The following is a 17,529-nucleotide window of genomic DNA, read 5'->3' as shown; positions in this document are numbered from 1 at the left end:
GGTGACAAAAGACCACTGCGATCACGGCCGGGGTCCGCTTACGCTCCTTCGATGTGACCGACCGCGACCCGGCGGTCGCATGGCGGATCCGCTGAAACTGGGGACAGCGGCAACCATGATTCCGAAACCGGCTGCGCGCCGGTGCGTTCTGCGGTCTTCGGCAGGACCCGGGTCCGCCCTCCCTCTCGCCCTGCACCCTGGACGAGCAATCTGGAGGCCAACCGTGTCAAGGCTTGAGTCGCTCGCTCGCGCCTTCCTCCGCTACCTCTACGAGGACGACCGATTCCGGCCCGAGGTCGCGGGTTTCTTCGACAGCCCGGCGGCCGAGGCCGCGGCGCTGCAGCCGTCGTGGGCCGAGCTCGCCGAAGTCGTGCGGACGCTGCGGGAGCAGGAGCTGATCGCCACCAGCGGGACCGGGCAGCAGGGCGCACCCGCCCGCGCCGGCCTGACCGGCTCCGGGCTGATCTGCGCCGGCCGGCACGGCGGGGACATCGGTTCGTGGGCGAGGGCGCAGTCGGTCGCGGTGCTCGACGAGCCCCCGGCACCGGTGGTGCCCGCCCAGCCGTCGCCGGCACCCGCGCCCAGACCCGACTTCACCGGGCTGACCCGGGTGGCCAAGGTCGTGCTCCTCACGCTGCCGACGGTGCACGCCCGCTACGGCGACACCGCCGGGATCGAATTGATCGCACGGCGGCTGCGCGAGGCCGCGCGGCAGGACCGGCCGGACCCGCGCCGGGTGCGATTGCTCGCCTACCGGCTCCGCAGCGAGCTGGCGACCGGCTCGGTCTCGAACACCCTCGGCGTGGTCCTGCTCGACGGGCTCGACGAGGCCCTCGCCGAGAGCGGGCTCGGCTGAAACGTCCTAATCGGACTGTGGTAGTGACCGGGTTCACCGCGGATGCCCACCGTGCGCACGCTCGCGCACTCCGTGTGCTGAGATTCCCGGTATGGACACGGGCACCTGGCCGCGGGCGGCGGCGCGCCGCGAGCTCGACGCCGCGGGCGTCCAGCCGCAGCTGCGTCCCGCCTACCAGCGGTGCCGGGTGCTCAACGCCGCGCACGGCCGCACCTACTTCCTCGCGACCCGGCTGCTGACCCCGGCGCAGCGGCCCGCGGTGCACGCGCTGTACGGCTTCGCGCGGTGGGTGGACGACATCGTCGACGACACCGACGAGTCGCGAACGGTCCGGGACCGGCAGCAGGCGGTGGACCAGCTGGACGACAAGCTGCGCGCCGGTCTGCGCGCCGGTAACAGCGAACACCCGATCCTTGCCGCGCTCGTCGACACCGCCGCCCGGCACCGCATCGACCCGGCGCTGTTCACCGACTTCATGGCCTCGATGCGGATGGACCTGACCGTCCGCTCGTACGCGACGCGGGCTGCACTGGACGCCTACATCCACGGCTCGGCGGCGGTGATCGGCCTCCAGTTGCTCCCGGTGCTCGGCACGGTATGCCCGGCCGGCGAGGCCGAGCCCTACGCCGCGGTGCTGGGCGGCGCTTTCCAGCTCACCAACTTCCTGCGCGATGTCGGCGAGGACCTCGACCGCGGCCGGGTCTACCTGCCGCTGGAGGAACTGGCGGTGTTCGGCGTCGACCGGGAGCGGCTCGTCTGGTGCCGGAAGGCCGGCCGGCCCGACCTCCCGGTGCGCCGGGCGCTCGCCGACCAGGTCGCCCGCACCCGCTCGAAGTACCGGGCCGCGGAACCTGGCATCGCGCTGCTCGCCTCCTGGTCGCGGCCGTGCGTGCGCACCGCGTTCACGTTGTACGGCGAGATCCTCGACCGCATCGTGGAGTCCGGGTACGACGTGTTCGGGCGACGGCTCGCTGTTTCCGGCCCGCGGCGCCTGGCGGTCGCCGCAGGTGCTCTCGGCGCGGTCGTCGCGGCGCGCCTCCGCTCCCGTCGCGCCAACGTGTGACCGCCGCTCGCACCGGGTACGCGAAGCACGTCGCAACCGACGTACCGCGGAGGCGAGGTGGGTGGGAATGCCGCAGCAGAGCTGGACCGAGAAAGAGGAACGGCAGTACGAGCACATCAAGAACCAGGCGATGGAGCGCGGCAGCAGCGAGGACCGCGCCGAAGAGATCGCGGCGCGGACGGTCAACAAGAACCGCGCGCAGGCCGGTGAGTCCCAGCAGCGGAGCAGGACCGCCACGCAGGACATCCCCCCGCAACGCCGCGGTGGACTACGCTCCGGATCCGGCTCCGGGCCGGGCGGTCGAACCAAGCAACAGCTCTACGCGGACGCGCAGCGCGCCGATATCAAGGGCCGTTCGAGGATGACCAAGGCGGAGCTGGAGCGGGCCCTGCAGCGGAGCTGAGCGCGAATGCCGAGCTGCCGAACGCGGGTTCCCGCCGTTCGGGTGGGTGAATGCGGCGGCGGGCCCGGTTCAACCGCCCCACCAGGGACGGAAACTGCTGATAGTGCGCCAATACCGGTGCTTGTGGGGGGCGACCAGATGGAGAGCGGAACGCCGTCGCGCTGGCAGGACGTCAACGCGACCGCCGAAGCGATCGCGCAGGCCAGCGGCAAGTTGGAATGGAGCGCCCGCCAAGCCAGGACACCGGCCGAAATCGCCGTGGCGCGGGAAGCGTTGCTGGCCGTCACCGCGGCCGGGGCCCGGCTTGCCCGGCAGCTCGACTTGCTGGCCTCCAGCTACGAGACGCCGAACGCCGCCGAGCCGTCGGCGGTGCACGTCGCGCTCGATCAGGCCGCCGCCGCCGCCGAAGACCTCGGCAACTGCGCGAAGGTCGCCGCGCAGGCCATCGATGATGACTGACCGCGCGGCGACCCCGGCAGCTACGGCGCCTGGACCACGCCCGCACCGACGTCGGTCGATGCGAGCGGCAGTCGGCGTGCGGTCTGCGACAGCCGCGCCCACAGGCCCCACGCTCGCTCCGGATACTGCTGCGCGTACAGCGCCGCGACACCGGCGACGTGTGGGGTGGCCATGCTGGTGCCGCTGAGCTTGCGGTAGCGCTCCGCCCCCGGCCAGCTGGAGTAGACGTCGACGCCGGGGCCGACCAGATCCACCTGGCCGATCTCGTCGACGGTGCCGCAGGAGAAGTCCGCGATCTGCAGCTGCGGGTCGATCGCGCCGACCGCCAGGATCGACGGGCAGTTCGCCGGGTGGCCGACCGGCGCGACCACCCCGGCGGAACGCTGGCTCTCGTTGCCGGCCGCGGCGATGACCAGCGTGCCGCGCTCCATAGCGCGTTGGGCGACCCGCTCGAAGGCCGCGGAGAACGGTTCGCCGGGCTGCGTCGGCGCGCCGAGCGACATCGACACCACGGCGGCTCCGTTGGAGATTGCCCACTCGATGCCGGAGAGGATGCCGCCGTCGGTTCCGGAGCCGTCGTCGCCGAGCACCTTGCCCGCGTAGATACTGGCCTCCGAAGCGATGCCGTAGCCGGGGCCGCCCTGCAAGGTCCGCGGACCGCAGGAGGTGCCGATCACGTGCGTACCGTGCCCGTGGCCGTCCTGCACGTCCTGGCCCTCCACGAAGGACCCGGCGACGATGTCCCGGTCGGCGAAGTCGGGGTGCTTGAGGTCCAGGCCGGTGTCGAGCACCGCGACCCGGACGCCCTTGCCGGTGGGCTGCGCGTGGTCGGCGCGCACCGCCTGCAGGCCCCACGTGGACTCGCCGTCCTCCACCTGCGCCTCCGCGCCGATGGCGAACACCCTGCGCTCCTGCTCGAACGCAGCGATCGGGCTGGTCTCCCGGGACGCGCGTTCGAGCGCCGCGGCCTGGTCCGGATCGGCGCTGATCAACGCGATGCCGAGCTGATGCAGCACGATCCCGCCCGCGCCGCGGAACAGCTCCTCCGGTGCCGCGCCGGCCGCGTCGGCGGTGTTGGCGCAGCGGATGCCCGTCAGCCGCGTCAGCTCGCGGGTTCCGATGATCGTCGAATTGTCTTCCAGCAGCACCAGATAACGTCCGGTGGAGCTCTCCTCGCTGGTGGTCATGGTCGCTCCCTCGGCAGGTTTCGGGTGTAGCGGCGCCACACCGTCCCCAGGTGTATCGCGCGTTACCCACAGTTACAAGCGCCCACTCGGGTAAGGACTGCACGATCTGTGCCGCCGGTCTCGATGTCCTCAGTGAAATACCTGCGACACAACGCTTTCGGGGTACTCAGGTCGGGGGCTATCAGGTACGACACGCATGCGCTGATGACAACAGCGGAAGCTCATCCGCACACTGGTGGTAATCACCTCCCGACAGTTCGGAGCGACCGTGCGCACTCCCAGCCAGCGCTGCATCCTGGTCACCGGCGCGACCAGCGGGCTCGGACGGGCACTTGCCCACCAGCTCGCCAAGACCGGGTCCCGGGTACTGATACACGGGCGCAGCGCGGAGCTAGCTGAGCAAACGCGCGCGGAGATCGCGGCGGCCACCGGCTCCGACCGCCTCGACGTGGTGCTCGCCGACCTCGCTGAGCTGCGCCAGGTCGAACGGCTGGCCAACGACGTGCAGCTGCGCTGCGACCAGCTGGACGTGCTGGTGAACAACGCGGGCATCGGTTCCGGGCCGCCGGGCGGCGGGCGCGAGGAGAGCCCGGACGGCATCGAACTGCGGTTCGCGGTGAACTACCTGGCCGGCTACCACCTGACGCACTTGCTGCAGCCGCTGCTGCTTGCCTCGGCACCGGCCCGGGTGGTCAACGTCGCCTCGGCCGGTCAGCACCCGATCGACTTCGACGACCCGATGATGACCGAGAACTACATCGGCGCCCGGGCGTACGCGCAGAGCAAGCTCGCGCAGATCATGTTCACCTTCGACCTGGCCGAACAGCTTCGCGGCCACGGCGTGACGGTCAACGCGTTGCACCCGGCGACCTACATGAACACCGCGATGGTCCGCGAGGCCGGCGTGAGTCCGCTGGGCACGATCGCCGAAGGCGTCGAGGCGACGATGCGGCTGGTCGCGGATCCGGGACTGGACGAGGTCACCGGGGAGTACTTCCATGGGACCCGCGCGTGCCGCGCGCTCGAGCAGGCCTACGACGAGCAGGACAGGACGCGGCTGCGAGAGCTCTCCGGCAAGCTCGTCGAGCGGGCCCGCGGCTGAACCCGCCACAGCGGATCGTCGAACTGGAGGCTGGCGTCATGAACAGCGGAACCCAGCACAAGATCGTCGTCGGCGTGGACGGCTCGGAGTCGTCCAAGTGCGCCCTGCGGTGGGCGCTGAAGCAGGCAGCGCTTTCCGGGGCCGCGGTGCACGCGGTCACCTCCTGGGAGTTCCCCGCCTTCTACAGCTGGGAGGGTGGCCCGATGCCGCCGGATGACTTCGAGGAGTCCGCGCGCAAGAGCCTCCACGACACCGTCGACGAGATCGAGCACGAGATGAGCCCGCCGGTGCCGGTGGAGCGCGAGCTCGCCCATGGGCACGCGGCTCAGACGCTGCTGGACGCCTCCGAGGGCGCCGACCTGCTGGTGGTCGGCAGCCGCGGCCACGGCAGCTTCTACGGCGCGCTGCTCGGCTCGGTGAGCCAGCGCTGCGTCCAACACGCGAAATGCCCGGTGGTGATCGTCCGGCACTAGGGGTAGCGCGGCGGCCTAGCCGGTGTGGCCCAGGCGTTCGGACAGGGCGGCCGCGCCTTCGTGGACGAGTTTGCGCAGCGCCACTTCGGTCTGGTCGTTCCAGCGCAGGATCGGCACCGCGATGCTCATCGCGGCGACGACCTCGCCGCACTGGTCGCGCACCGGCGCCGCAACGCAGGCCACCGACTCGTTGGACTCGCAGTACTCGCGTGCCACGCCGTTCTTGGCGATGGCGTCGAACTCTTGGCGCAGCGCCTTGCGGGTGGTGATGCTGTGCTCGGTCATCGCATCCAGGCGGCGGTTGCCGTAGAGCTCGTCGACTTCTGCGCGCGGCAGCGCCGCCAGCAGCGCCTTGCCGAGCGCGGTGCAGTGCGCGGGCAGCCGCCGGCCCACGGCCGAGACCATCCGCACCGGGTGGCTGCTGTCGACCTTGGCCACGTACAGCACGTCCGCCCCGTCTCGCACCCCGACGTGCACCGTTTCCTGGCAGCGCTCGGCGATGTCCTCGGCGACGAGCTGGCCCTCACGGGCTAGGTCCAGCCGCTCGGCGTAGGCCGCGCCCAGCTGGAAGCCGCGTACTCCCAGCCGGAACCGGTTGCTGCCGCTACCTGCGGGCATCAGGTAGCCGCGCTCGCTGAGCGTGCCGACCAGCTCGTGCACCGTGGTGCGCGGCAGGCCCAGCCGCGCGGTGATCTCCGGGGCGCTCAGCTCGTGGGCGTCCAGGAACAGCTCCAGGACATCGAATGCCCGTTCCACGGCAGGTACCGCTCGTGCCACGCGTTCTCTCCCCCTGTCACATCTCAACCGGCCAACTGTTTGACCGATATTCCGAACATCGTACCCGGTATCGGCCAACACCAGCTCAGGCGCTTGACCACCCAACCCGGCCAACCATACGATCCAGCGAACGTTGTGCGGAATATCGAACGGAAGTTCCACCGCTTGCACTGCCGCGCGAAACGGATCCGGCTATAGGCTCCAGGGCCGTAAGACGTTGAAGGAGTCGCCATGGCAGCGCCCGCCCACGTCCCGGACATCTTCGATCCGCGCAGGTACGCCGACGGCGTGCCGCACGAGGACTTCGCTTGGCTGCGCCGGCACGCGCCGGTGAGCTGGCAGGAGGAGCACGAGATCGGCGACTGGCCGGCCGGGCCCGGGTTCTGGGCGGTCACCCGGTACACCGACGTCGTCGCCGTGCTGAAGTCCGCCGAGGTCTATTCGTCCTGGCTGGGCGCCACGCAGATCCGCGATCCCGACCCGGCGGACCTGCCGTTCATCCGCAGCATGATGCTCAACCTCGACCCGCCGGAGCACGGGCGGTTGCGCCGCCTCGTCAGCCGCGCGTTCACACCGCGGCGGATCGACCGGTTCCGGCACGAGGTCGCCGAGCGGGCCCGCCAGCTGGTCGACGAGGTGATCGAGCGCGGCGAGTGCGATCTGCCGGTGGAGGTCACCGACGACTACCCGCTGCGCAACCTCGCCGACCTGCTCGGTGTGCCGGAGCCGGACCAGCGGATGCTGCTGGAGTGGACCAACCGGGTGATCGGCTACCAGGACCCGGAGCACTCCGAGGTGACCCGCGGCCCGGACGGCAAGCCGGTCAACCCGCGCTCGCCGACGATGCTGGCCGACATGTTCTCCTTCGCCCAGGACCTCGCGGCGTTCAAGCGCCGCAACCCTGCCGATGACGTGATGACCGCGCTGGCTACCGCCGAGCTGGACGGGCGCGGGCTGGCCGGCGCCGAGCTGGAGATGTTCTTCTTCCTGCTCTCGGTGGCCGGCAACGACACCGTGCGCAGCGCGCTGCCGGGCGGGATGCTCGCCTTCGCGGAGAACCCCGGCCAGTTGCGGCTGCTGCGCGACGATCCAGGGTTGCTGGACTCCGCCGTGGAGGAGGCGCTGCGCTTCCACCCACCGGTGCTCAGCTTCCGCCGCACCGCGACCACCGACACCGAGCTGGGCGGTCAGCGAATCGCCGCCGGGGACAAGGTCGTGGTGTTCCACTGCTCGGCACATTTCGACGAGCAGCAGTTCCCCGACCCGCACTGCTTCGACATCCGGCGCACGCCCAACGACCACGTCGCCTTCGGCAACGGCCCGCACGTGTGCCTGGGTGCGCATTTCGCCCGGGTGCAGCTGCGGGCGTTCTACCACGAGGCGCTGTGGCGGATGCGCGATCTGCGGGTGACGGGGCCGGTCGAGCACCTGGTATCGAACTTCATCAACGGGATCAAGCACCTGCCGGTGGCGTTCACGCCGGGTAGCAGGTGATCGAGGGCGGGCCCTAGGCACGCGCCTTATGGTCGTGCGGTGACCACCGCTGTTGCCCTGCGCTCCCAGCCGGGACGCTGGATCCTCGTCGCCACGATCCTCGGTTCCGGTGTGGCGTTTCTCGACGGTTCGGTCGTCAACGTCGCGTTGCCGGCGATCGGCCGGGACATCGGCGGTGACCTCAGCGTCCTGCAGTGGGTGCTGGACGCCTATCTGCTCACGCTCAGCGCGTTGTTGCTGCTCGGCGGGGCGCTCGGCGACCGCTACGGCCGCCGCCGGGTGTACGTGCTCGGGTTGGTGCTGTTCACCCTGGCGTCGCTGGGCTGCGGCCTGGCACCCGGCGGCACGGCATTGATCGTCGCACGCCTGGTGCAAGGCGTCGGTGGGGCGTTGCTGGTGCCCGGTAGCCTCGCGCTGATCAACTCCGCCATCCGGCACGACGACCGCGGCGAGGCGGTCGGCCGCTGGGCCGGGTTGACCGGCATGTCGTCGGCGATCGGGCCGTTCGCGGGTGGCTGGCTGGTGGACGCGGCGTCCTGGCGGTGGGTGTTCTTCATCAACGTCCCCATCGCGGCAGCGGCGCTGCTCGCGCTGCGGCACGTGCCGGAGAGCCGAAACCCGGCTGCGGCCGGTCGCCTGGACGTCTACGGCGCGATCGCCGTGACCGTCGGCCTGGCCGGCGCCGTGTACGCCCTGATCGAGATCCCGACGAAGGGGCTTGACGCGGTCTCCGCGGGAGCGGCCGTGGTGGGCGTGGTCGCACTGGCGGCCTTCCCGCTGATCGAGATGCGCCACCCGGATCCGCTGCTGCCGCTGTCGTTGTTCCGCTCCGCGCAGTTCACCGGAGCGAACCTCACGACCTTCACCGTCTATGCGGCACTGAGCGGTGCGTTGTTCCTGCTGTCCCTGCAGTTGCAGCAGTCGATGGGCTACCCCGCGCTGGCCGCCGGGATCGCGACGTTGCCGATCACGATCATCATGCTGCTGATGTCCGGCCGCGTGGGTGCTCTCGCGCAGCGCACCGGCCCGCGCGTGCCGATGACCATCGGCCCGCTCAGCTGCGCGGTCGGCCTGGCGCTGATGACGTGGGCGGTGCCCGGCAGCACGTACCTGAGCGGCGTGTTGCCGGGCGTCCTGGTCTTCGGGGTCGGCCTGTCCATCACGGTGGCGCCGCTGACCTCGGCGGTGCTCGCCTCGGTCAGCCCGGACAACGCCGGCGTCGCCTCGGGCGTGAACAATGCCATATCCCGTCTGGCCGGGCTGCTCGCAATCGCGGTGCTCCCGGTGATCGCCGGGTTGTCGCACACCGGAACGGGTGCCCCGCTCGGCCCCGGTTTCGGCCAGGCCATGCTGATCTCGGCGGCCATGTGCGCCGCCGGCGGTGTGCTTGCGTGGCTGACGATCGACCGCGGGCGGAAGGTCGACACCTATCCGCTGCCGGGTGTCAACCACGCCTGCCAGGACCCCTGCACCTGCCAGCTCGGCAAGAATCGCGGCCAGGCCACCTGACCCGGCAACCGATCTGTCCTCAATGGACTCAGCTGATCCGGACCCCGCGCACCGCCGGAAGTCCTGTCATGCGGCGGAGGTCCCCGCGGTCAGGCGGTGCATCCGCAGCAGCCACAGCTCCAGCTCGGAGAGCTGGCCGTCCAGGCTCTCGCTGCCGTACATGTCCGGGCTCGCGCGCAGAGTCATCAGCTCTTCCCAGCGCCGTTCCATCTGCTCGACCAACTCCCGCACCGTCACCTGGCGCCCCTCTCCCCGACGTGCAACACCGCCGATGACGGTACGGGGCTGCCGGGCACGCGCGGTAAGGCCGAAAGTCACGGTTTCACCCGATCTTCCGGAACCGATTCGGGTCACCGCGGGCACCGCGTGTGGTGTCATCGGTGCATGAGACGAGGGCGCCGAGGCCACCCCTGCGAACCCGACACCGGCCGGATCGGCTTGTGGCGCTGCGACGAGTGCGGGCAGCAGTGGGAGATCCACGGCGTGGCCGACAACCCGAGGATCCGCAAGGTCAGCCGGGTCGGCTGGTTCTTCGCCAAGCTGCTCGGCTGACCGGCAGAGGCCCTCGCCGGTCGAGGGCGGCGGACGGCTGCCCTGACGGGTCAGCGGGGCAGGCGCGAGGCCAGCAGCACGATCAGCCCGCCTGCGACCGGAACGATCACCAGCCCCACGCGCAGGTTGACCGCATCGGCGAGCAGCCCGACGACGGGCGGCACGGCCAGCACCCCGAGCCGGTAGACCCAGCTGACGACCGCGATCCCGGCACCGGAGGACAGGCCGGGGAGTTCGTCCGCGGCGTGGAACCCGGCCGGGATGATCGTGGCGACCCCCCAGCCCGCCACCGCGAATCCGACCAGCGTCATGGGGATGGACGGCCAGCCGAGCGCCGCACCGACGCCCACGAGCACCATGATCCCGCCGATGCGGGCCACCGCCCGGTTGCCGAAGCGGTCCACCAACCGGTCGCCGGAGAGCCTGCCGACCGTCTGCGCGGCCTGCAACGCGACGAACGCCAGCCCCGCCAACACCGGGGCCGCGCCCAGCGAATCGCGCATGTACACCGCGCCCCACGAAGCCGCCGTGTCCTCGACCAGCGCCGCCGCAGCGCACAACAGGCCCAGCGCCAGCAGGGCGAGCAGCAGTGTGAAGCGTGGCCGGGCTCGCGATCTCCTTTCCCGCTCGGCGTCGTCATGTCCGGGCAGCAGGAACCGCGTGGAGATGATCGCGACGGCGGACAGCACGACGGCGGCGCCGCCGAGATGCACCGGCAGCGGTAGGGCCGCTCCCGCTGCCAACGAGCCTGCCAGGCCGCCGATGATCGCGCCGACGCTCCACATGCCGTGGAAGGAGTTCACGATCGATCGCCGGTAGCGCCGCTGCACCCGAAGCCCGTGCGCGTTCATCGCCACGTCCACGACCGCGTCCATCGCGCCCGCGAAGAACAGGGCCGCAGCCAGCTGCCACCACTGCGCCGCCAACGCGATCAGCACGAGATCGGCGGCCAGCAGCACCGAACAGCCGACCGCGACGCTCGCCGAGCGCCATCGGACCAGGATCGGCCCGGCAAGCAGTCCCGCGACCAGCGAACCCAGGGCCAGCGCGGCGATCGCGGTGCCCAGCGCGGCATTGGACAGCGACAGGGCGTCCTTGAGCTCCGGGTAGCGGGGCACGACGCTGGCGAAGCTCGCGCCGTTGACCAGGAACAGCGTGGCCACCGCCAACCGCGCCGCCACCGGCCGCCGATCGGTCGCGACTTCGGGCATACCCCTCCCTTCTCCGGAGTCCCCGACGATCATGCCAAAGGCCAGCCGGCTCGCGCTCCGGGTCTTCGTGTTCATGTGCCACGCTAGGGTCGGCAACGGCAGATCTCGAACTAGAGTCCACAGTGGAGGTTTCGTGAGCGTGCCGGCCGCGCTGTCCACCCGGTCCGGGAAATACTTGCTGCGCCGGGCGACCGCCGACGACCTCGGGCCGATCGTCGAGCTGCTGGCAGCCGACCAGCTCGGCGCGACCCGGGAATCCGCGGCCGAGCTGGAGCCCTACCGGCGGGCGTTCGAGGCGATCGACGCCGATCCCGCGCATCTCCTGCTGGTCGCCGCGACGCCGGGCGGCCAGGTCGTGGCGACGATGCAGCTGACGTTCATCCCCGGGCTGGCCCGGCGGGGCGCGTTGCGGGCGCAGATCGAAGCGGTCCGCGTCCACGAGCAGCACCGCAGCCACGGCCTCGGGCGCGAGATTTTCGAGTGGGCCATCGCTGAGTCTAGCGGGCGCGGCTGCACGCTGGTCCAGCTGACAACCGACAAGAAGCGCTCCGACGCGCACCGCTTCTACGACCGGCTCGGCTTCGAGGCCTCGCACGAGGGCTACAAACTCCGGCTCTGATCACCGGTTACGCTGGCGGGGCGATGCGACGCAAGCTCAAGTCTCCGCTGCCCCAGCGGCACGGCCTGGACCCCGTCCGGTTGCGACTGCCCGCCGACGGCCACTGGGCCACCGTCCGGGACCACCTCGTCGACCGGATACCTAAGCTCGCCCCGGAACGCATCGACGCCATGCTCCGCGAGGGCCGGATCGTCGGCGTCGACGGCCCGCTCGGGCCCGGCGCGCCGTTCACGCCCGGCGGGTTCATCTGGTTCCACCGCGACCTGCCCGACGAGGCACCGGTGCCGTTCGGCCTGGACGTTCTGCACCGCGACGACGACCTGCTGGTCGTGGACAAGCCGCACTTCCTGGCCACGACACCCCGCGGCGGGCATGTCGTGGAGACCGCGCTGGTGCGGCTGCGACGGGACCTCGGCTTGCCGCGGCTCAGCCCGGCGCACCGGTTGGACCGGCTGACCGCCGGGCTGGTCATGTTCGTGCTCAAACCCGAACTGCGCGGCGCTTACCAGACCCTGTTCCACGACCGCTTGGTGCACAAGGAATACGAAGCCGTCGCCCCCTTCGACCCGGGTTTGGCGATGCCGCGCACGGTGCGCAGCCGGATCGTCAAGCATCGCGGCGTGCTGGCCGCTCGAGAGGAACCCGGCGAGCCGAACAGCGAAACGCGCATCGAGCTGATCGAGAACCGCGACGGCCTTGGTCGCTACCGGCTGCTGCCGCGCACCGGCCGGACCCACCAGCTGCGCGTGCACCTCAACAGTCTCGGTATCCCGATCGTCGGCGACGACCTCTACCCCACCGTCCGCGACCGCGCCGCAGACGACTTCACCGCTCCTCTGCAGCTCCTCGCCAAGGCGCTGGAGTTCACCGATCCGATCAGCGGTCGGCGGCGCCGCTTCGAATCCCGCCGGATCCTCGCGAGCTGGTCCGGTGCGGACGGTCATTCGGCTCCGGCCGGATAGCCCTTGTCCAGCTGCGCGCCGCTCCTGGCGGGACGATCAACCTCCTCGGGAGTGGGCAGGGCTTCCTCGGCGATGCCGAGGACCGTGCGCAGAGCGGCGGAGGCGTTGTCGGTGTGCCAGGCAAGCGCGGCGTGCAGCCGCATCGGCGCGCCCGCCAGCGGCCGGTACACGGTGCCGCGCTGCTGGATGTGCTGGCAGGACGTCACAGGTCATCGGCGAGATGCGATCAAGGAAGGACTTTGCCAGACTAGAACCCATGTTCGATTACTTGCGTGCGCAATCAACGCTCCGCGGAGCGCACGCCGGCCACGGGCGGGGCTGACTGTCCGTGGTAACGCAAGCACAGCTCCGCCAACGGCGAACCGACCACGACCTCATCGCCCGGGCCGCCGAATCCGTTCGCCGCCGGGCCCGTCGCCAGCAGGCCGAGAGCGCGGTCGGCCGGGCGCCGATCGTGCCCTACGGCCGATATGTGCTGGTCGGTTTCCTCGACGAGCTCGCACTCGCCGCCGGCCGCGGCGAGCTGCCTGCCGGCGTCCGCCGAGTCGGCCTGGAACTGTGCGAAGAACTCCTCGGCGAAACCAGCGGTGACCCGCCTCCGCGTCAACCAAGCAGTGCCGTGACGGTGAAAAGCACTGGCACGGACAGGATTGTCGACAGCAAGATCGATTCGCGGGCCAGCCGCACACCCACGTCGTAGCGGGAGGCATAGACGAAAAGGTTCTGCGCCGCCGGAAGCGCGGAGATCACCACCGCGGCGAACAATGACGCGCCTTCCATCCCGAACAGGCCCGCGCCGATCGCCCAGGCGATCACCGGGTGCACGACCGACTTCAACACGACCGACAGCAGCACCGGCCACCGCTCCGTGCCGCCCGCGGGCAATGCGCTGCCGTGCAACGAGATGCCGAACGCGAGCAGCACCGTCGGCACGGACAGGTTCCCGAGCAGGCCGATCGGCTCCAGCACCGGCGCCGGGATCCGCCAGCCGCTCAACGAGATCCCGACGCCGATCAGCGAGCAGATGACGATCGGGTTGCGGAACGGCGCGAGGATCCGCAGCCACGCCGAGGAACGCTCCCCCGCCCGCGAGAAGTCGATCACGGTCAGGCCGATTGGCGTCATCACCAGCAGCTGGAACAGCATCACCGGGGCCACCAGCGTCGCATCGCCGAGCACGTACACGGCGATCGGGATGCCGAGGTTGCCGGCGTTGACGTAGCTGGAGCACAGGGCGCCGATCGTCGTGCGGCGGATGTTCCACCGGCGCAGCACGCCGACCAGCACGAACAGCCCCGCGGCCGCGAACGTGCTCAGGGCGCTGACCAGCAGCGGGGTCGAGAAGATGATCGAGACGTCGGATTCCGACAGCATCTTCAGCAGCAGCGCGGGAGTTCCGACATAGAAGGACAACCGGGTCAGCACTTCGCGCCCGTTCTCGCCGAGTGCCTTGGTGCGGCCGAGCAGGTAGCCGGTCAACACGATGGCGGCGATGACGCCGAAGCCCTCGATCACGCCACCCACGACGCCTCCGCGCGGCAGAAGTCCCGTCGGGTGCCGGTGCACCAGCACGCCTCAACGGTTAGCGATCCTAAACGATCTAGGTCGCCGCCGTCCCTCGGACATGGCGATGCTCACACCGGATCATGCAGCGTCGCCGGCCGGGACCGGGCCCAGCGGGCTGAGGTCGGTGCGGCCGCTGGAGCCGGGCGCGCCGCCGGGCAGCTTCACGGCCTTCGTCAGCGGTCCCGGGCTCCAAAGCCCCCAATGCGTTTCGGAGTGGACCTCCATCGCGGCCTCCGCCGGGAGCGCGTCGGACTGGTAGGAGTCCACCAGGTACAGCGAGCCCCAGTCGCGGTGCAGATCGCCTTCGAGGTAGGTCGGTATCACGCGGACGCTGGCCGCCACGTTGAGCCAACCGAACGGGCCGCCCGCCCCCGGCGCCGACCAGCCCTGGCCCATGTCGCGCAGTATTCCGCCACCGGCGACCCGGAACCGCGGCATCTCCACGATCCCGTTGTGCAGGCGCGCGAGGTTCAGGCATGGGTGCACCAGTGCGGCGGTCCATTCCACGAAGGCGGGGGCGTCGCCGATCACCTTCGTCATGCTGGTCAACTGCGGGACGCGCGGCGCGCTGACCGCCATCCAGCCACCGCTGTCGATCTTCCGGTCCACGCCCACCACCCGGACCTTCGTCGCACCGTCCACGATGAACCGGCGATCCCACCACATGCCGCTGAGCTGGGCGATGTCGACGTGGCCCATGATCTCGAAGCCCTGCGGGGTGTCCCGGCCCCATTCGACGCCGAGCGAGTTCACGCCGGTGGCGTCGCCGCCGAAGGACAGCACGACGGGGGCTTCACCGCTGGTGGCCTGCGGCGGCAGGTCGTACCAGGGGGTGCGCAGCTCACCTGTGACGGGGTCGTCGGCGGAGAACGTGCCCCACACCGGCGCGTCGTCGCCGCCGAACCCGAACGGCGGGGTCCATTGCTTGCCCCCCGGGTAGCCGAAGCGGTGGAAGCCGACCGCGGTGGCAGCGAGGTAGTCGGCGGGCTTCGGCTTGGTGCGCCGGTTCGCCGACTCCGCGCTCTCCGCGGCCGGCTGGAACGGCGACACGGTGAGCACACCTCGCCGGGGATCGGTCTCGACGCCGACGTAGTCGGAGAGCCCGCAGCTGGAACCGGCTAGCTGCTTGATGTTGTCCGCGCCCAGGCTGTAACCGCCGCGCTGCCGCTGCATTCCCGCGGCGAACAGCGCCACCTCACCGAGCAGCAGGATCGCGCAGGTGATAGTCAGCGGAGCGGCGCCGAGGCTGAGCACCCGCCGTCGTGCGGCCGGCGTGATGACCGGGAGCTCGTCGTGCCGCAGGTGCTCGACCATGGCGACGACACCGGCCACCGCCGCTGCCGCCAGGAAGTACGTGCTCACGCTTCGCCCGTCGAGGCTCGGCGCCCGGTCGAACCACGGCACGCCCCAACCCGAGACGTACCACCACGAGTTCGTGCCGGTGACGGAGAAGGCGCAGATGACCATGAGACCGGCGAAGAAGCCCGCCCGGTTGCGCCGGGATCGCAGCACGGCCGCGCTCGTCGCCAACGCAGTCAGCGCGGCCACCACCGCACCGATCCCGGCGAGGATCCCGAAGTGGTGCGTGTGCTTCGTGGGCGTCATGGCCAGCACCACGAAGCTCAGCGCGGCCACCGCCAGCACGCGGCGGCTCGGGCCCAGCGCGGCGCCGCGAATCTTGTGCCGGCGCAGCAGCACCACTCCGCTCGCCACGAGGCACAGGACCAGCAGCAGCACCGGGAATCGGCGCGTCAACGACCCGTCCGGCCACTGGCCGAACAGCCGGTCGTAGCGGCTGAGCTCCTCGTACCACTGCTCGTTCGGGCCGAACTTGGTCTTCAGCGCCACCGAGTCCAGCACTGACTGCAGGGTCTGGTCGAAGAAGACGCCGACGAGGATCACCAGCCCGGCCGCCGCGACGGGGGCCAGCACCGGCAGCGCGCCGCGTTCCCGCACACGCTGCCATAGCATCCGGAGCAGCGGCTTCGCGGCCACGACGAACGGCAGCACCGCGACCATTCCGTGCGGGTTCGCGCCCAGGCCCAACGCCGCCGCGACGAGCCCGAGAGCGGCGGGAGTCAGCCGCCGGGTGGCGACCGCCCGCTCGACTGCGCAAAGCGCGAGCAGGAAGAACGCCACGACGACCGGTTCCGGCCGGAGACCGTTGTTGTAGGGCAGCCAGAATGCCAGGAACACCGCCGCCGCGGCCCAGCCCGCGGACTTGCTGCGCCTCACCTGCTGCCCGAGCCGCGGCAGCACGCCGCGGCTGACGAGCAGCCAGCTGACGACCCCGAGGAACAGCGCGGGCAACCGCACCCACGGCGTCGCGGGCGAGATCTGCACCCACAGCGCGTAAATCTCGTAGAACCACCCGAAGGGCGATTCCGGGTTGCCGAACCAGCGGAAGTAGTTGGTGACGTACCCGGCGCTGTCGGCCGCGCGCAGCATGGTCAGGATGTAGCCGTCGTCGGCGGTCATCGCGCCGATCAGCCACCACACGCCCAGCGCGCCGAGCACGGCGACGTCGCGGACGTCCGGCCGCCACCACCCCGGCGGGACCAGGCGCGGCGCCCGCCGGATCTCCAGGCGGCGCAACGCGATCATCGAACCAAGGAACGCCAGGACGGCCAGCACCATCACGGCGACCTTCAGCGGAGTCGCCTGGCTCGCGAAGCGGTTGTCCACCCGCGCCTGGAAATCCAGGCCGCGAACATCGTCGAGCGCGGAGTCGAGCTGTGAGTGGATGCCGGTCAGCTGCGGCCGCTGATCGCCGGGCACCGCGGCCAGCGGCAGCCCGCCCACGCACGCCTGCGTGCCGGCCGCGTCCGAGTGCACGGAGATGAAGCAGTCGCCCTCGGGCAGGGTGGCGGTGCCGGCCTGGTGCCCCTTCGACCAAAGCGTGACCTGCCCGGCGTCGACCTGCAGGGTCATCCCGGTCAGCCCGCCGTACTCCGACGACGGCGCGTTCGTGGCGATCAGCACACCCGGCCCGTCGATGCGCGCATCCAGGCTCCGCGCCGCCGCGCACGGCACCTCCGCCGCGAGCCACAGCGGGGCGTGGCTGGCCAGCGGTGCCGAGACCGGTTTCGTGCCCTGCGCGGTCGGCCACTGCAGCGTCGTGACCTCGTGCTCGACCGGCAGGAACGGCACCGCCAGCGCCAGCAGCGCGGAGAGCAGACCCAGCAACGCCGCGCAGAGACCGGCGGATTTCGACGCCCAACCGCGACGCGTGACCTGCACGGACCGCTGAGTCACGCGACCGCCACCTCTTCTCCCGGAAAAGTTCCCAATCCCGA

General features: G+C 70.9%; 19 protein-coding genes. 11 read left to right on the top strand and 8 right to left on the bottom strand.

Features of this window, described 5'->3' with window-relative positions:
* The first annotated feature begins 223 nt into the window (after positions 1 to 223).
* The 4 genes from FDZ84_RS30695 (at position 224) to FDZ84_RS30680 (ending at position 2,781) form a co-directional block, all read left to right on the top strand.
* Entirely contained in the window at positions 224 to 856 is a 633-nt protein-coding gene (locus FDZ84_RS30695; RefSeq protein WP_168588720.1) for a hypothetical protein, read from the top strand.
* A 91-nt stretch (positions 857 to 947) separates the two neighbouring features.
* Positions 948 to 1,919, top strand: coding sequence for a phytoene/squalene synthase family protein (locus FDZ84_RS30690; protein ID WP_168588719.1), 972 nt, complete (start codon positions 948 to 950; stop codon positions 1,917 to 1,919).
* A 67-nt stretch (positions 1,920 to 1,986) separates the two neighbouring features.
* Positions 1,987 to 2,322, top strand: coding sequence for a plasmid stabilization protein (locus FDZ84_RS30685; RefSeq protein ID WP_168588718.1), 336 nt, complete (start codon positions 1,987 to 1,989; stop codon positions 2,320 to 2,322).
* 138 nt (positions 2,323 to 2,460) lie between these two features.
* Positions 2,461 to 2,781: a hypothetical protein gene (locus tag FDZ84_RS30680; RefSeq protein ID WP_168588717.1), complete on the top strand. Its 321-nt coding sequence runs from the start codon at positions 2,461 to 2,463 to the stop codon at positions 2,779 to 2,781.
* A 20-nt stretch (positions 2,782 to 2,801) separates the two neighbouring features.
* Here the strand turns inward: FDZ84_RS30680 and FDZ84_RS30675 are convergent, their stop codons facing one another.
* Positions 2,802 to 3,968, bottom strand: coding sequence for a S8 family serine peptidase (locus FDZ84_RS30675; RefSeq protein WP_168588716.1), 1,167 nt, complete (start codon positions 3,966 to 3,968; stop codon positions 2,802 to 2,804).
* Between the two features lie 268 nt (positions 3,969 to 4,236).
* Here FDZ84_RS30675 and FDZ84_RS30670 point away from each other — a divergent pair, with 268 nt between their 5' ends.
* Positions 4,237 to 5,070, top strand: a complete 834-nt coding sequence (locus tag FDZ84_RS30670; protein WP_168588715.1) for an SDR family NAD(P)-dependent oxidoreductase — start codon at positions 4,237 to 4,239, stop codon at positions 5,068 to 5,070.
* A gap of 38 nt (positions 5,071 to 5,108) precedes the next feature.
* Positions 5,109 to 5,543 (top strand): universal stress protein, encoded by a 435-nt coding sequence (locus tag FDZ84_RS30665; protein WP_168588714.1) that lies wholly within the window; start codon positions 5,109 to 5,111, stop codon positions 5,541 to 5,543.
* A gap of 15 nt (positions 5,544 to 5,558) precedes the next feature.
* Here FDZ84_RS30665 and FDZ84_RS30660 read toward each other — a convergent pair whose 3' ends face one another.
* Positions 5,559 to 6,320, bottom strand: a complete 762-nt coding sequence (locus FDZ84_RS30660; protein ID WP_168588713.1) for an IclR family transcriptional regulator — start codon at positions 6,318 to 6,320, stop codon at positions 5,559 to 5,561.
* 231 nt (positions 6,321 to 6,551) lie between these two features.
* Between FDZ84_RS30660 and FDZ84_RS30655 the strand changes: the two genes are divergently transcribed.
* Both FDZ84_RS30655 and FDZ84_RS30650 read left to right on the top strand, forming a co-directional pair.
* Positions 6,552 to 7,814, top strand: a complete 1,263-nt coding sequence (locus FDZ84_RS30655; RefSeq protein WP_168588712.1) for a cytochrome P450 — start codon at positions 6,552 to 6,554, stop codon at positions 7,812 to 7,814.
* Between the two features lie 39 nt (positions 7,815 to 7,853).
* Positions 7,854 to 9,323: an MFS transporter gene (locus FDZ84_RS30650; RefSeq protein ID WP_168588711.1), complete on the top strand. Its 1,470-nt coding sequence runs from the start codon at positions 7,854 to 7,856 to the stop codon at positions 9,321 to 9,323.
* Positions 9,324 to 9,389: 66 nt separating this feature from the next.
* On the opposite strand, the gene FDZ84_RS30645 is transcribed toward FDZ84_RS30650, so the two are convergent.
* A complete protein-coding gene (locus tag FDZ84_RS30645) occupies positions 9,390 to 9,560 on the bottom strand; it encodes a hypothetical protein (RefSeq protein ID WP_168584133.1) in 171 nt (56 codons plus the stop codon).
* Positions 9,561 to 9,707: 147 nt separating this feature from the next.
* Here FDZ84_RS30645 and FDZ84_RS30640 point away from each other — a divergent pair, with 147 nt between their 5' ends.
* Positions 9,708 to 9,875: a hypothetical protein gene (locus FDZ84_RS30640; RefSeq protein ID WP_168588710.1), complete on the top strand. Its 168-nt coding sequence runs from the start codon at positions 9,708 to 9,710 to the stop codon at positions 9,873 to 9,875.
* A 50-nt stretch (positions 9,876 to 9,925) separates the two neighbouring features.
* On the opposite strand, the gene FDZ84_RS30635 is transcribed toward FDZ84_RS30640, so the two are convergent.
* The gene (locus FDZ84_RS30635; protein ID WP_246868550.1) at positions 9,926 to 11,086 is read right to left on the bottom strand and encodes an MFS transporter; all 1,161 of its coding nucleotides are present in this window, start codon (positions 11,084 to 11,086) and stop codon (positions 9,926 to 9,928) included.
* A gap of 133 nt (positions 11,087 to 11,219) precedes the next feature.
* Here FDZ84_RS30635 and FDZ84_RS30630 point away from each other — a divergent pair, with 133 nt between their 5' ends.
* Positions 11,220 to 11,705: a GNAT family N-acetyltransferase gene (locus FDZ84_RS30630; RefSeq protein ID WP_246868549.1), complete on the top strand. Its 486-nt coding sequence runs from the start codon at positions 11,220 to 11,222 to the stop codon at positions 11,703 to 11,705.
* Between the two features lie 23 nt (positions 11,706 to 11,728).
* A complete protein-coding gene (locus FDZ84_RS30625) occupies positions 11,729 to 12,667 on the top strand; it encodes an RluA family pseudouridine synthase (RefSeq protein WP_168588708.1) in 939 nt (312 codons plus the stop codon).
* Here FDZ84_RS30625 and FDZ84_RS30620 read toward each other — a convergent pair.
* The 4 genes from FDZ84_RS30620 to FDZ84_RS30605 all read right to left on the bottom strand — a co-directional run bounded on the left by FDZ84_RS30620 (position 12,646) and on the right by FDZ84_RS30605 (position 17,488).
* Positions 12,646 to 12,873 (bottom strand): hypothetical protein, encoded by a 228-nt coding sequence (locus FDZ84_RS30620; protein WP_371812709.1) that lies wholly within the window; start codon positions 12,871 to 12,873, stop codon positions 12,646 to 12,648. The two genes, FDZ84_RS30625 and FDZ84_RS30620, sit on opposite strands and share 22 nt — an antisense overlap.
* 74 nt (positions 12,874 to 12,947) lie before the next feature.
* Positions 12,948 to 13,274 carry a hypothetical protein gene (locus tag FDZ84_RS30615; RefSeq protein WP_168588707.1) on the bottom strand — a complete coding sequence of 109 codons (327 nt, stop codon included), beginning with the start codon at positions 13,272 to 13,274 and terminating at the stop codon, positions 12,948 to 12,950.
* Positions 13,271 to 14,191, bottom strand: a complete 921-nt coding sequence (locus FDZ84_RS30610) for an AEC family transporter (protein WP_168588706.1) — start codon at positions 14,189 to 14,191, stop codon at positions 13,271 to 13,273. Before FDZ84_RS30610 ends, FDZ84_RS30615 begins: the two co-directional genes overlap by 4 nt.
* Before the next feature lie 120 nt (positions 14,192 to 14,311).
* Complete coding sequence (locus FDZ84_RS30605; RefSeq protein WP_168588705.1) at positions 14,312 to 17,488, bottom strand: arabinosyltransferase domain-containing protein; 3,177 nt, start codon at positions 17,486 to 17,488, stop codon at positions 14,312 to 14,314.
* Positions 17,489 to 17,529 lie beyond the last annotated feature (41 nt).

Source organism: Saccharopolyspora sp. ASAGF58 (genome assembly GCF_012277335.1).
GTDB lineage: Bacteria > Actinomycetota > Actinomycetes > Mycobacteriales > Pseudonocardiaceae > Saccharopolyspora > Saccharopolyspora hattusasensis.
Note: the sequence above shows the minus strand (reverse complement) of the source record. Positions and strands in the feature narration are given on the sequence as shown.

What these genes read in the sequence shown, in the direction of transcription:
- FDZ84_RS30690 (WP_168588719.1), top strand. Translation starts at nt 948, where the DNA reads ATGGACACGGGCACCTGGCCGCGGGCGGCGGCGCGCCGCGAGCTCGAC.
- FDZ84_RS30685 (WP_168588718.1), top strand. Translation starts at nt 1,987, where the DNA reads ATGCCGCAGCAGAGCTGGACCGAGAAAGAGGAACGGCAGTACGAGCAC.
- FDZ84_RS30680 (WP_168588717.1), top strand. Translation starts at nt 2,461, where the DNA reads ATGGAGAGCGGAACGCCGTCGCGCTGGCAGGACGTCAACGCGACCGCC.
- FDZ84_RS30675 (WP_168588716.1), bottom strand. Translation starts at nt 3,968, where the DNA reads ATGACCACCAGCGAGGAGAGCTCCACCGGACGTTATCTGGTGCTGCTG.
- FDZ84_RS30665 (WP_168588714.1), top strand. Translation starts at nt 5,109, where the DNA reads ATGAACAGCGGAACCCAGCACAAGATCGTCGTCGGCGTGGACGGCTCG.
- FDZ84_RS30655 (WP_168588712.1), top strand. Translation starts at nt 6,552, where the DNA reads ATGGCAGCGCCCGCCCACGTCCCGGACATCTTCGATCCGCGCAGGTAC.
- FDZ84_RS30640 (WP_168588710.1), top strand. Translation starts at nt 9,708, where the DNA reads ATGAGACGAGGGCGCCGAGGCCACCCCTGCGAACCCGACACCGGCCGG.
- FDZ84_RS30635 (WP_246868550.1), bottom strand. Translation starts at nt 11,086, where the DNA reads ATGCCCGAAGTCGCGACCGATCGGCGGCCGGTGGCGGCGCGGTTGGCG.
- FDZ84_RS30625 (WP_168588708.1), top strand. Translation starts at nt 11,729, where the DNA reads ATGCGACGCAAGCTCAAGTCTCCGCTGCCCCAGCGGCACGGCCTGGAC.